This window comes from Pseudomonas tohonis (assembly GCF_012767755.2).
Taxonomy (GTDB): domain Bacteria; phylum Pseudomonadota; class Gammaproteobacteria; order Pseudomonadales; family Pseudomonadaceae; genus Metapseudomonas; species Metapseudomonas tohonis.
Map to the genome: position 1 here is coordinate 4,039,898 of NZ_AP023189.1, position 13,576 is coordinate 4,053,473.

The 13,576-nt window shown below is 69.3% G+C and carries 10 protein-coding genes and 1 riboswitch; of the genes, 7 read left to right on the plus strand and 3 right to left on the minus strand.

The features are described from left to right. Positions 1-61: 61 nt before the first annotated feature. Together HSX14_RS18235 and HSX14_RS18240 are read right to left on the minus strand one after the other, a co-directional pair. Complete coding sequence (locus tag HSX14_RS18235) at positions 62-1,435, minus strand: DUF1254 domain-containing protein (protein ID WP_173179079.1); 1,374 nt, start codon at positions 1,433-1,435, stop codon at positions 62-64. A 48-nt stretch (positions 1,436-1,483) separates the two neighbouring features. Continuing rightward, on the minus strand, positions 1,484-3,271 hold the full coding sequence (locus tag HSX14_RS18240; protein WP_173179081.1) for an alkyl/aryl-sulfatase: 1,788 nt from the start codon (positions 3,269-3,271) through the stop codon (positions 1,484-1,486). Between the two features lie 96 nt (positions 3,272-3,367). On the opposite strand from HSX14_RS18240, the gene HSX14_RS18245 reads away from it, so the two are divergent. After that, entirely contained in the window at positions 3,368-4,273 is a 906-nt protein-coding gene (locus HSX14_RS18245; RefSeq protein WP_173179083.1) for a LysR family transcriptional regulator, read from the plus strand. A 41-nt stretch (positions 4,274-4,314) separates the two neighbouring features. Here the strand turns inward: HSX14_RS18245 and HSX14_RS18250 are convergent, their stop codons facing one another. Continuing rightward, positions 4,315-4,839: a hypothetical protein gene (locus tag HSX14_RS18250; protein WP_173179085.1), complete on the minus strand. Its 525-nt coding sequence runs from the start codon at positions 4,837-4,839 to the stop codon at positions 4,315-4,317. A gap of 319 nt (positions 4,840-5,158) precedes the next feature. Next, positions 5,159-5,258, plus strand: a riboswitch (guanidine-I (ykkC/yxkD leader). 66 nt (positions 5,259-5,324) lie between these two features. Here HSX14_RS18250 and HSX14_RS18255 point away from each other — a divergent pair. From HSX14_RS18255 to uca, 6 genes are all read left to right on the plus strand, one after another. After that, on the plus strand, positions 5,325-6,392 hold the full coding sequence (locus tag HSX14_RS18255) for a putative urea ABC transporter substrate-binding protein (RefSeq protein ID WP_173179087.1): 1,068 nt from the start codon (positions 5,325-5,327) through the stop codon (positions 6,390-6,392). A gap of 104 nt (positions 6,393-6,496) precedes the next feature. Next, complete coding sequence (locus HSX14_RS18260) at positions 6,497-7,312, plus strand: ABC transporter permease (RefSeq protein WP_173179089.1); 816 nt, start codon at positions 6,497-6,499, stop codon at positions 7,310-7,312. Next, positions 7,309-8,109, plus strand: coding sequence for an ABC transporter ATP-binding protein (locus HSX14_RS18265; protein WP_173179091.1), 801 nt, complete (start codon positions 7,309-7,311; stop codon positions 8,107-8,109). Before HSX14_RS18260 ends, HSX14_RS18265 begins: the two co-directional genes overlap by 4 nt. A 13-nt stretch (positions 8,110-8,122) precedes the next feature. Then, positions 8,123-8,851, plus strand: coding sequence for an urea amidolyase associated protein UAAP1 (locus tag HSX14_RS18270; protein WP_173179093.1), 729 nt, complete (start codon positions 8,123-8,125; stop codon positions 8,849-8,851). Between the two features lie 10 nt (positions 8,852-8,861). Next, positions 8,862-9,497: an urea amidolyase associated protein UAAP2 gene (locus HSX14_RS18275; RefSeq protein WP_044405798.1), complete on the plus strand. Its 636-nt coding sequence runs from the start codon at positions 8,862-8,864 to the stop codon at positions 9,495-9,497. Between the two features lie 246 nt (positions 9,498-9,743). Then, the gene (uca, locus tag HSX14_RS18280) at positions 9,744-13,385 is read left to right on the plus strand and encodes an urea carboxylase (protein ID WP_173179095.1); all 3,642 of its coding nucleotides are present in this window, start codon (positions 9,744-9,746) and stop codon (positions 13,383-13,385) included. Positions 13,386-13,576 lie beyond the last annotated feature (191 nt).

The following is a 13,576-nucleotide window of genomic DNA, read 5'->3' on the forward strand; positions in this document are numbered from 1 at the left end:
TGCCGACTCCGGCCGCGCTCGCCTTCCGCACTTTCGTTGGGAAGGCGGCGCTGCCGGGCGATCAGCCGCCCTGCGCCTGGATCGGCGGCATGTGCCAGCGCCCTTCGAGGATGTCGGCCTTCGGCCAGTACAGCCGGCCGGTGACGCTGAACGCGCCCTGCTTCGGAATAGGCAGCCAGTTGCCCTGCAACGCGCCGTCGGGCGCATCGCTTTGCAGCAGGATGTCGAGGGAGCCGTCGGGGTTGAAGGCCAGCGCATCACGGTCGCCCAGGGCGAAGCGGTTCAGCGGGTTGGCCACCAGGAAGCCGTCGGCGTCGTAGACGGTCAGCGACCAGAAGGCCCGCACCGGCGGCAGCGCGTCGGCGGCGAAGTGCAGGCGGTAGCGCTTGCCGCCCTGCAACGCGTCGCCCCGGCCATCCTTCACCGCGTTGGGGTAGATGGCGTCCTCCGCCAGGTTGGCGCCGAAGCCGCCCATGGCCACCGCCGCGCGCAGGCCATGGTCCTCGCCGTAGCGACCGACCTGCATCGGCGGCACGCGCCAACCGTCCTGCAACCGGGTCGGGTTGGCCAGGGCGTCGCGCACGCGGCGCTCGGCCAGCCAGATGCCCAGGTTCACCGCCTGGCGCCGCCACCAGGGCCACTCCGCCACCGGCTTGCCCGGCTCGACACCCAGTGCCTGCAACTGCCGGAGCATGGGTGCATCGGCAGCGGCCGGCGGGTTGTCGGCCATCAGCGCCGCCAGGCGCTGGAAGAAGGCACGGCCATCCAGCGCGCGCATCTGGAACAGCGGCGGCGTCGACTTGCGCCCACCGGCGGTCGGCGCCAGCGAGGCCTGCACCTGTCCGGGGCGCCATTGCGCCAGCGGTGTGAGGCTGATGCCGGCCTGGATGGCGTGGACAGCCGGATAGTCCGCCGCGCCGTTGGTCTGCACCCGGCCCAGCAGCCAGGCCATGCGCGTGGGCGCACGCAGCAGGCTGAAGCCCTCCGGCACCTGGCCCTGCCAGCGCGGCCCCACCAGCAGGTAGCGGCCGGCGGCATTGCCGGTGGTGCGCGGCCCGAGGGAAGCGAAGACGTTGGTCCAGGCATCGAGGAACTGCATGACGTTGTAGCGCCCGGTGGCCGGCAGCTCGAACACCAGCGGCCCCTGGTCCAGGTCCAGCCAGGCCACCGAGTAGAGGGTGTCGACGTTGGGCCGGACGATCTCGCGGAACCCCGCATCGGGAAAGCGCGGCACGTGCATCAGGCGGTTGATCGGCGCCATGTCGGCGGTGAAGTTGTCGCGGGTGATCTCGGTGAGCACCAGCGGATAGCCGTACAGGTAGCCCTGGGCGGCGTTGCGGATCAGCTCGCGCTGACTGAACAGCAGCAGCGCGGGCAGGCCGATGAGCAGGGTCAGCGCCAACAGCGCGCGACGAAGCAGCGGGGAGGTCTTCATGGCGATCTCGTGGGCGGCGCCTGGCACAGCACCGCCGGGTCGGGTGGGTCAGCGCACCGTCAGGGCGATGGGGGCATCCTCGAAGTCGAAGCAGCCGAGGAAGGTCTTGATGTCCAGCAGGTTGCCGTCGACCTTCACATCGCCCAGCAAAGCGCCCTTGAGCAGGCCGTTCTCGCCGCTGATCACGGTGTCGAGGTAGGTCTTGTCGAAGGTCAGCTTCAGCGTGGTGCCCTCGGGGATGCCACGGTGCAGCTGGGCCACGCCGCGGCGCACTTCCAGCGCCCACTCCTCGCCGATATCGGGGAAGACGAAGCCCAGGGTGAGGTTCACGTCGCCGCTCTTCTCCGGGTCGATGCGGGTCACCCAGTTCTGCAGGAAGATGCGCGCCGGCAGGTTCTTCAGCATGTCCGGCGAGAGGAAGGCGTTGCGCAGCCCCTGGGACATCTGCAGCGCGGCGTCGCCGTCGAGCTTGCCCTCCAGCTCCATGGCGCTCATCAGGTACCAGTTGCGCCAGTTGATGTTCATGCTGGCGTAGCCCAGGCGGCGGAAGCTGCGGGCCTTGATGTCGCGGGCGAGTTTGTCGTCATGGTCGACGCGGATGGCGTAGCCGGCCAGCTCCGCCGCCCATTGCCAGTCCCCCTTCAGGTAGGCGTCGCCGGCGGCCAGCAGCAGCTTGTCGCGCCCGCCCATCAGGGCGATCAGGCGCTTGGCCTTCTCCGCCGGCGGGATCGGGTCGAGGTCCACCGGGTCGCCCTGGAACCAGCCCAGGTAGCCCTGGTAGATCTGCCGCACGCTGTGCTTCACGGTGCCGTAGTACTCGCGCAGGTAGGGCGTGTAGCCGGCCAGGTGCGGCGGCAGCTTGACCTTCTCCACCAGCTCGTCGGGGGTCAGGCCCTTGTTCATCCAGCGCACGGTCTGGTCATGGATGTAGGCGATGGCGTCGCGGGTCATGCGCAGCACCTCCTCCACCTTGTCGCGCCCGGACACCGGCTGGCCGTGCAGCGGCACCATGTAGTCGGCCTGGAAGGCACGCAGCTTGTCGAGGCTCTGCACCCACACCACCGGGTCGCGGAACTTGGTGCCGCGCAGGGTGTGGACGTTGGGCAGGGTCGGGCCCTGGGTCACCTCGGCGCTGATCAGCACGCGTTTGTCCGGCAGGTAGAGGACGATCTCGTCCGGCGCCTCGCTGGGGACGTGGAGGAACTGCACCTTAAGCCCGGCGATGGTGGTGTCGAGGGACTCCTTGAAGGTGATGGTCGGCGCGATGAAGGTGGAGGCGCCGCCGTGGGCCAGCGGGCCGAGGCCGGCGTTCATGTCCTTCTGGTCGCTGGGCGGCAGGGCCACGCCGAAGCTGTAGCCCGAGCGCATGCTGAGGATGGGGCCGACCAGCGCGCCCTGGGTCACCACGTTGTCCAGCAGGGTCTCCTGGGCGTAGATCTGCACCTCGCCGCTCCTGACCTGCTCCTCGCTGACGAAGCCCTTCACGCCGTTGATGTGGTCCGGGTGGAAGTGGGTGTAGACGATGGCCTTGATCGGCTTGGCGCTGATCTTGCGGAACTCCGCCAGCACCTTGCGCGACTGCTCGGCGGACTCGCCCGTGTCGACGATGATCAACCCTTCCGGCGCCTCGATCATCACGCTGTTGGCGAGGTTCCAGCCCACCGCCGACCAGACGTTGTCGGCGATCTTGTAGACCTTCTCGTCGAAATGCCGGGTGTGCTCGGCGAGCTCGGCGTTGATGCTCGGCTCCAGGGTCTCGTCGGGCAGCGCGGCGTCGGCGGCCCATGGCAGGGTGGCGGCCAGCAGCAGGCCGCCGAAGCGGGTGGTGATGCGCATGGTGTCGGCTCGTTGTTGTTATGGGAGGCGACAGGCTGGCAGGCACCGGTCAATAATTCCAATGCATTCCCCTACCGGATTCGATGCGCAATACGCATGAACGACCTACGCCAGCTCCGCCACTTCGTCGCCCTCGCCGAACACGGCCACTTCGCCCGCGCGGCGGAGGCCGTCAACCTCAGCCAGCCGGCCCTGAGCCGCAGCATCCAGGCCCTGGAGAGCAGCCTCGGCTGCAGCCTGCTGGATCGCGGGCCGCGGCAGATCACCCTCACCGCCCACGGCCGCCTGGTGCTGGAGCACGCCCGGCGCCTGCTGGACGGCCGCCGCGCCCTGCACAGCGCCGTGGCGCAACTGGAGAACCTCGACAGCGGCGAGCTGCGCCTGGGTGCCGGCCCCTACCCCGCCGCACGCCTGGTGCCGCGCGTGCTCGGCCGCTTCGCCGGGGCCCATCCGGGTGTGCAGGTGCAGTTGCGCATCGAGGACTGGCACGGCCTGCGCAACCAGTTGCTGGGGGACGCCATCGAGCTGTTCGTGGCGGATGTGCGCGAGTTCGAGGGCGACCCGCTGCTGGACATCACGCCCCTGCGGCGCCATGCCGGCACCCTCTTCTGCCGGCCGGGCCACCCGCTGCTGCGGCGGCCACGGCTGCGGGTCGAGGACCTGGCGGCCTACCCGCTGGCCGGCACGCAGCTGCCCGCAGAGGTGGCGCGGACCCTGGGCGCGCTGAACGACAAGGCGCAACCGCTGGGCATCGAGTGCAACAACTTCATGGTGCTCAAGGCGCTGGTGGCCGACAGCGAGGTGATCAGCATGGCGCCCTGGGACGTGCTCGCCGAGGACGTCGCCGCCGGCCGCCTGGCGGTGCTGCTGCCGGTGGACAACCAGGCCGCACGCTCGGCCTACGGTATCGTCAGCCACGCCGGGCGCAGCCTGTCACCGGCTGCGCGGGCGATGGTGGAGTACCTGCTGGAAGAAGACGACCAGCCCATTACCGGCTATTGAAACGGGCCGCGTTGCCAGCGCCTACGTTTCAGATATGTGCCCTAACGGCGGTTCTGCTGCGACCAGTCGCTGCGGTGCGGGCGGATGGGGTTTTCGTGGGGGCGCACCTGGTAGGCCGGCGGCACGGCGTAGTTCGGACGGCCGCCCCCCTGGTTCCAGCCCTGCTGGGGCGGGCGGTTGCCGCCCCAGTTCTGCAGGCGCGGGGTGTAGTCGTGGCGGCGCTCGTTCCAGTCCTGCCCGGGTTGGTTGCGGTTGTCCCAGCGACGCGAATCGTGGCGGTCGTCATGGCGGTCGTAGCGATGGTCGTTGCGGCCGTCGTAGCGGCCATCGTGGCGCGGCGGCTGGTAGGGCTGCGGGCGCACCGGGTAGTAGCGCTGGGGCTGGTAGATGCGTTCGGTCCGGTAGTAATAGGACGGGTAGCCCTGGTAGTACCCCGGTTGCTGCACCACGTAGCCGCCACCGCCATAGCTGCGCGGATAGCCACGGTAATCGTCGTCGTAGTCGTAGACGGCACAACCACCCAGGGACAGGCCCAGTACAGCGATCAACATCGTTCGATAGGACATGGCGGCCTCCTTCGACCGCTGGGACGGCGCCCACGAATGTCGGCACCCGGGATTTCTCCCACAATCTTCGACACCAGTTCCTACGACCGGTGTGCATCCCTCCGTCGGCAAAATCCATTTCCAGTTGTTACCACGCACCAGCATGAAGCGCCTTGCCCCAGAGGCGGGCACGCCGGGCGCGCGCACGTCACGCCGCCTCCCCCTCGGCACCCGCGCAGGCCACGTCGCGCCTGGGCCAGGCGGTTTTGGCACGGCCTTCGCTAAGTGACTGGCGTGCAGGAGCAACCCGGCGTGCCGGGGTCCGCGGCACCACAATTGGACAATGGCTGGCTAGGGTTCCGGCTCGCGAAAGCGAGTGGCTGGTCCGAGAGCCGGCGACCTCCTCCGAGGTTACACGGCGGGACAAAAGCCCGGGAGAACGCGCCCCTGCATGCAGGGAAGTGCCGCGCCGCTCCCGCTGTCCCTAACCGAACTGGAGGTCATCCATGCGCAAGCCCCGTCTGTTCGCCGTACTCGCTGCCGGCCTAGCCGCCGCCATCAGCTTCAACTCCCACGCAGCGCAGAAGGACAGTTTCAACGTCTGCTGGACGATCTACGCCGGCTGGATGCCATGGGAATACGGTGCCACCCAGGGCATCGTCGACAAATGGGCGAAGAAATACGGGATCGACATCAAGGTCACCCAGCTCAACGACTACGTCGAATCGATCAACCAGTACACCGCCGGCCAGTTCGACGGCTGCACCATGACCAACATGGACGCCCTGACCATCCCCGCCGCCGGTGGCGTGGACTCCACCGCACTGATCGTCGGTGACTTCTCCAACGGCAACGACGGCCTGGTGATCAAGGGCGAGGGCAAGACCCTGGCCGACCTCAAGGGCATGTCGATCAACCTGGTGGAACTCTCGGTCTCCCACTACTTCCTGGCCCGCGCCCTGGAGCGCGCCGACCTCAGCGAGAAGGACGTGAAGGTGGTCAACACCTCCGACGCCGACATCGCCGCCGCCTTCGACACCGACGACGTCCAGGCCGTCGCCACCTGGAACCCGATGCTCGCCGACATCAAGTCCAAGCCGGGCAGCACCGAGGTCTTCGACTCCAGCAAGATCCCCGGCGAGATCATGGACATGATGGTGGTCAACAGCGAGACGCTGAAGGACAACCCCGCCCTGGGCAAGGCCCTGACCGGCGCCTGGTTCGAGATCATGGCGCTGATGTCCAGCGACAGCGCCGAGGGCCGCGCCGCCCTGGAGCACATGGCCAAGGCCTCCGGCACCGATCTCGCCGGCTACCGCTCGCAGCTCGCCACCACCCGCCTCTTCTACACCCCCAAGGAAGCCCTGGAGTTCGCCACCAGCCCGAAACTGCCGGCGACCATGGACAAGGTGGCGAACTTCTCCTTCGCCCACGGCCTGCTGGGCGAAGGCGCCAAGGACGCCGAAGCGGTCGGCATGAGCTTCGCCAAGGGCGTGGTCACCGGCGACAAGGCCAACGTCAAGCTGCGCTTCGACCCGACCTACGTGCAGATGGCCGCCGAAGGGAAGCTCTGACCGTCGGCACGGTCCCGTAGGTTGGTGCCAAGCGCAGCGCGGCCCAACGTTGGGCCTCGTTCCTCGGCACCAACCTACCCGCCCCCTATCACCGAGACCTCGCCATGCGCCTGATCAACCGCCACCCCGACCGTGCAGGAAGGCTGCTGCTGGTCCTGCTGCCCTTCGCCCTGCTGTTGTTCGCCTACTTCACCGGCTCGGCATCGCGTCTGGCGGAGAACCCCAACGACAAGCTGCTGCCCAGCGCCACGCAGATGGTCGAGGCGGTGCAGCGCCTGGCCTTCACCGAGGACAAGCGCTCCGGCGACTACCTGTTCTGGCAGGACAGCACCTCCAGCCTCAAGCGCCTGGCCACGGGCCTGGCCATCGCCGCGCTGCTGGGCCTGTGCCTGGGCATCGCCGCCGGCACCCTGCCGCTGTTCGGCGCGCCGCTGTCGCCGCTGCTCACGGTGCTGTCGATGGTGCCGCCGCTGGCGATCCTGCCGATCCTGTTCATCGTCTTCGGCCTCGGCGAGCTGTCCAAGGTGATGCTGATCGTCATCGGCATCGCCCCCTGCATCGCCCGCGACCTGGAGCAGCGTGCCCGGGAAATCCCCCGCGAGCTGCTGATCAAGGCGCAGACCCTGGGCGCCAACACCTGGACCCTGATCCTGCGGGTGGTGCTGCCGCAGCTGCTGCCGCGCCTGCTCATCTCCCTGCGCCTGGTGCTGGGCTCGGCCTGGCTGTTCCTCATCGCCGCCGAGGCCATCGCCTCCACCGACGGCCTCGGCTACCGCATCTTCCTGGTCCGCCGCTACCTGGCCATGGACGTAATCCTGCCGTACGTGGTGTGGATCACCCTGCTCGCCTGGCTGATGGACCTGGGCCTGCGCCAGTTCACCCGCCTGGCCTTCCCCTGGTACGAAGGAGCCAAGGCATGAGCGCCTTCATCGAAGTGAAGAACCTGTGGCAGGCCTACGGCGACCAGGTGGTGCTGGAGAACCTCAACCTCAAGGTGAACGAAGGCGAGTTCTGCACCCTGGTCGGCGCCTCCGGCTGCGGCAAGTCCACCTTCCTGCGCATGCTGCTGGGCCAGGAGACACCCAGCCGGGGCCAACTGCTGCTGGACGGCCAGCCCCTGGTGGCCGAGCCCGACGCCAGCCGCGGCGTGGTATTCCAGCGCTACTCGGTGTTCCCCCACCTGACGGTGCTGGACAACGTCGCACTCGGCCTGGAGCTGCCCCGCTCGCCCCTGCTCGGCCGCCTCTTCGGCAGCGCCCGGCGCGAGGCCCGCGAGCAGGCCGCCGCCATGCTGGCCAAGGTCGGCCTCGGCCACGCGCTGGGCAAGTACCCCGCGCAGCTCTCCGGCGGCATGCAGCAGCGCCTGGCCATCGCCCAGGCCCTGGTGATGAAGCCCCGCGTGCTGCTGCTCGACGAACCCTTCGGCGCCCTCGACCCGGGCATCCGCAAGGACATGCACGAACTGCTGCTGGGCCTGTGGCAGGAAACCCGGCTGACCGTGTTCATGGTCACCCACGACCTCTCCGAAGGCTTCAGCCTCGGCACCCGGCTGATGGTCTTCGACAAGGTCCGCCACGACCCGCACGCGCCCAACGCCTACGGCGCGCGCATCACCTACGACATCCCCCTGAACAGCGACCGCCGCGCCGCGCGCGCCGCCGTCGAAGCCCTGCCGGAGCGGGTCACCCGCGCCCTGCAGACCGCCCCGGCCCATTGAAAGGAGCCTGCCCATGACCGCATCCCTGGCCCTGCGCCCCACCCTCTATGAGGAAACCGTCCCCGGCGGCGGCCACACCTCCTTCGTCCTCAAGCGCGGCCAGTTGCTGCGCATCAGCGACATCGAGGGCGGCGCCAACGTCAGCCTGCTGCTGTTCAACGCCACCGAGAAGAGCGAGCGCCTGAACCTGCCGGACAGCCTCAAGTGCCAGCACACCGCCAAGCTCACCGCCGGCCACTGCCTGTACTCGGACATGGGCCGCGTGCTCGCCGCCATCACCGCCGACAGCTGCGGCTGGCACGACAGCTTCGGCGGCGTGCTCAACGCCGAGGAAGTGCGCGAGAAGTACGGCCAGGGCCGCTACCAGGAATTGCGCAACGGCTTCTTCCGCAACGGCGTCGACAACCTGCTGGTGGAAATGGGCAAGTGGGACCTGAACCTGCAGGACCTGCTGATGTGCCTGAACCTGTTCAGCAAGGTCACGGTGGACGCCGACGGCTGCTTCCACTTCGCGCCCGGCAACAGCCAGGCCGGCGACTACATCGAGCTGTACGCGCCGATGGACACCCTGGTGGTGCTCACCGCCCTGCAGCACCCCATGGACCCCGACCCCGTCTACGCGCCCAAGCCCGTGCAGCTGGCCTGGCACAAGGTCGAGAGCGACGGCATCACCCTGCTCTGCCGCACCTCGCGCGCGGAAAACGGCCGTGGCTTCCACAACACCGAACGCCTGTACATCTGAGGGCCGCCCGATGAACCCGACTCCCAGCGACAAACACCCCGAAGCCGCCGTCTACACCGCCGTGATCGCCGCCGGCGAACCCTTCATGACCGAAGTGAAGGCCGGCCAGACCCTGCGCCTGCTCGACCTGGAGGGCAACCAGGCGGTGGACACCCTCTTCTACAGCGCGCGCAACCCGCGCGAGCGCTATGACGTGCAACGCACCCTGCGCAAGCAGAACCGCGTCTACCTCGGCCCCGGCAGCGTGCTCTGGTCCAACCTCGGCAACCCGATGCTGAGCATCGTCGCCGACACCTGCGGCCGCCACGACACCCTCGGCGGCGCCTGCGCCCAGGAAAGCAACACCGTGCGCTACGCCCTCGGCACCCGCTACATGCACAGCTGCCGCGACAACTTCCTGCGCGCCAGCCTGCACGACGGCCGCCTGGCCAAGCGCGACATCAGCGCCAACATCAACTTCTTCATGAACGTGCCGGTCACCCCGGAAGGCGGCCTCACCTTCGAGGACGGCATCTCCGCCCCCGGCAAGTACGTCGAGCTGCTGGCCCACATGGACGTCATCGTCCTCATCTCCAACTGCCCGCAGCTGAACAACCCCTGCAACGGCTGGAACCCGACTCCGGCGCAGGTGTTGGTATGGGAGTGAAGAAGCAGCGGCAAGGGGTGAGCGGCAAGCTGCAAGGGGTGCGGCGTTGGCTGTTCCTCCTGTGCCAGAGCCGCTCAGGGCAATGCCTCGGCAAGAACCCCGGACCTCGACCGTAGGAGCGAGCTCTGCTCGCGAACGCTTCGCCAGCAGAGCGGGCTCCTGCAGGTCACAGCACGCCAGCCACGGACGACCGTGGTGCAGACGAACACGGCGGGACGGCCCGTCATCCCTTTCGAGGGCTCCGCAATGTTTGAAAAACTCCTGATCGCCAACCGCGGCGCCATCGCCTGCCGCATCCTCCGCACCCTGCGCCAGCTCGATGTGCGCGGCGTCGCCGTGTACGCCGAGGCGGATGCCGCCAGCCTGCACATCCAGCAGGCCGACGAGGCCCACAGCCTGGGTGACGGGCCGGCCGCCAGCACCTACCTGGTGGTGGACAAGATCCTCGCCGTGGCCCGCCAGAGCGGCGCCCAGGCGATCCACCCGGGCTACGGCTTCCTCTCCGAGAACGCCGCCTTCGCCGAAGCCTGCGAGGCGGCCGGCATCGCCTTCGTCGGGCCGACGCCCGCGCAGCTGCGCGTCTTCGGCCTCAAGCACACCGCCCGTGCCCTGGCCAAGGCCGAGGGGGTGCCGATGCTCGAAGGCACCGAACTGCTGGAAAGCCTCGACGCGGCGCTGGTGGTCGGCGAGCAGGTGGGCTACCCGGTGATGCTCAAGAGCACCGCCGGCGGTGGCGGCATCGGCATGCGCGTATGCCGCTCGGCCAGCGAGTTGAGCGAAGCCTTCGAGGCGGTGAAGCGCCTGGGGCAGAACAACTTCAGCGACGCCGGGGTGTTCATCGAGAAGTACATCCAGCGGGCCCGCCACCTGGAAGTGCAGGTGTTCGGCGATGGCCAGGGCGAGGTGATCGCCCTCGGCGTGCGCGACTGCTCGGTGCAGCGGCGCAACCAGAAGGTGCTGGAGGAAACCCCCGCGCCCAACCTGCCCGCCGGCATGGCCGAGGCGCTCTGCGCCGCCGCCATCCAGCTGGCCAGGGCGGTCAGCTACCGCAGCGCCGGCACCGTGGAGTTCGTCTACGACAGCGAGGCCGAGCGCTTCTACTTCCTGGAGGTGAACACACGTCTGCAGGTGGAGCACGGCGTCACCGAACAGGTCTGGGGCGTCGACCTGGTGCGCTGGATGATCGAGCTGGCCGCCGGCACCCTGCCCCCGCTCGCCGAGCTGGCGAAGGGCCTGCGCCCCAGCGGCCACGCCATCCAGGCGCGGCTCTACGCCGAGGACCCGGGCCGCGACTTCCAGCCCAGCCCCGGGCTGCTCACCGCCGTGCGCTTCCCCGAGGCGGACGGCCGCGCCCTGCGCATCGACACCTGGGTGGAAGCGGGCTGCGAGATCCCGCCCTACTTCGACCCGATGATCGCCAAGCTGATCACCTGGGCAGCGACCCGCGATGAGGCCAGCGTCGCCCTCGACCGCGCCCTGGCCGACACGCAGCTCTACGGCGTGGAAAGCAACCGCGACTACCTGCGGCAGATCCTGGTCGACGCGCCTTTCGCCAGCGGCCAGCCCTGGACCCGCTGCCTGGAACACCTCGCCTACCGCGCCCACACCGTCGAGGTGCTCGGCGCCGGCACCCAGACCACCGTGCAGGACTACCCCGGCCGCCTCGGCTACTGGGCCGTGGGCGTGCCGCCATCCGGCCCCATGGACAGCCGCGCCCTGCGCCTGGGCAACCGCTTGCTGGGCAATGAAGCAGGCGCCGCCGCGCTGGAAATCACCATGAGCGGCCCCGCCCTGCGCTTCAACACCGACGCGGTGGTGGCCGTCACCGGCGCCCCCATCCCGCTCAGCCTCGACGGCCAGCCGCAGCCACTGGGCACTGCGATCCTGGTGCCCGCCGGCGCCACCCTCGCCCTCGGCACCATCGCCGGGGCCGGCGCGCGCAGCTACCTGTGCCTGCGCGGCGGCCTGCAGGTGCCGGACTACCTGGGCAGCAAGAGCACCTTCACCCTCGGCCAGTTCGGCGGCCACGGCGGCCGCGCCCTGCGGGCCGGCGACGTGCTGCACCTGGCGCCCTTGGCCGACCGCGCAGCCGGCGCCCGCCTGCCCAAAGCCCTGTACCCACCGCTGCCCGAGGTGCGCCGCCTCCGCGTGATCTACGGCCCCCACGGCGCACCGGAGTATTTCACCCCGGCCTCTATCGAGACCTTCTTCGCCACCGCCTGGGAAGTGCACTTCAACTCCAGCCGTACCGGCGTGCGCCTGATCGGCCCGAAGCCGGAATGGGTGCGCGAAAGCGGCGGCGAAGCCGGCCTGCACCCCTCCAACATCCACGACAACCCCTACGCCATAGGCGCGGTGGACTTCACCGGCGACATGCCGGTGATCCTCGGCCCGGACGGCCCCAGCCTGGGCGGCTTCGTCTGCCCGGTGACGGTGATCGAGGCCGACCTCTGGCAGCTCGGCCAGCTCAAGGCCGGCGACAAGGTCCGCTTCGAGCCGGTGGATATCGCCACGGCGCGGGCCTTGGCCAAGGCAGGTGACCGCGAATGCACCACCCTCCGTGGGAGCGAATTCATTCGCGATGCGGGTAGCAGCCAAATCGCGGATGAATCCGCGCCTCGAGGTGCGGCCGAGCTGTCGAGCCCCATCGTCCTCGACCTCGGGCAGGACGCCACTCGCCTGGTCGCGCGCCTCTCCGGCGACACCCACCTGCTGCTGGAGATCGGCGCGGCGGAGCTGGACCTGGTGCTGCGCTTCCGGGGTCACGCGCTGATGCAGGCGCTGGAGGCCGAGGCGCTGGAAGGCGTCATCGACCTCACCCCCGGCATCCGCTCGCTGCAGGTGCACTACCAGCCGGAAACCCTGCCCCTGGAGCGCCTGCTGCAGGTGGTCGCGGGGCTCTGGGACGGCGTCTGCGCCGCCGGCGACCTCGCCGTGCCGTCGCGCATCGTCCACCTGCCGCTGTCCTGGGACGACCCGGCCTGCCAGCTGGCCATCGAGAAGTACATGACCACGGTGCGCAAGGACGCGCCCTGGTGCCCGAGCAACCTGGAGTTCATCCGCCGCATCAACGACCTGCCCAACCTCGACGAGGTGCAGCGCACCGTGTTCGACGCCCGCTACCTGGTGATGGGCCTGGGCGACGTCTACCTCGGCGCACCGGTAGCCACGCCGCTGGACCCGCGCCACCGCCTGGTGACCACCAAGTACAACCCGGCACGCACCTGGACGGCGGAGAACTCCGTGGGCATCGGCGGCGCCTACATGTGCGTCTACGGCATGGAAGGCCCCGGCGGCTATCAGTTCGTCGGCCGCACCCTGCAGATGTGGAACCGCTACCGCAAGGTGGCCGCCTTCGACGGCAAGCCCTGGCTGCTGCGCTTCTTCGACCAGATCCGCTTCTACCCGGTGAGTGCCGACGAACTGCTGCGCATCCGCCGCGACTTCCCCCTGGGCCGCTTCCCGCTGCGCATCGAGCACAGCGAGCTGCGACTGGCGGACTACCAGGCCTTCCTCGCCGCCGAGGCCGAGGGCATCGCCGCCTTCCGCGCCCAGCAGCAGGCAGCGTTCAACGCCGAGCGCGAACGCTGGATCGCCTCCGGCCAGGCGCATTTCGACAGCGAGGACCCGGCGCCGGAGCTGGGCGAAGACGCCCCGCTGGACGCCGGCCAGCACGCCATCGAAAGCCATATCGCCGGCAACCTCTGGCAGGTGCAGGTGGAGGCCGGCGCCAGCGTGAAGGCCGGTGACGTGCTGGTGATCCTGGAGTCGATGAAGATGGAGATCCCCCTCACCGCCCCGCGCGATGGCGTGGTCCGCGAAGTCCGCGTGCAACCCGGCTCCCCGGTGCGCGCCGGGCAGCGGGTGGTGGTGCTGGAGGAGGCGTAGGGGCCCCGAACGGCGCCTCATCCTGTAGGGGCGAATTCATTCGCCAAGCGGTGCGCAGCAGCGCCTCTTCGCGAGCAGAGCTCGCTCCTACAAAGCAGCGCCCAACAGGCCTCGCCTTGTAGGAGCGAATTCATTCGCGATGGATCATCCGGCCGCTCGCAGCAAGGTGCCGGCGGCGGGTCTTTCGCGGC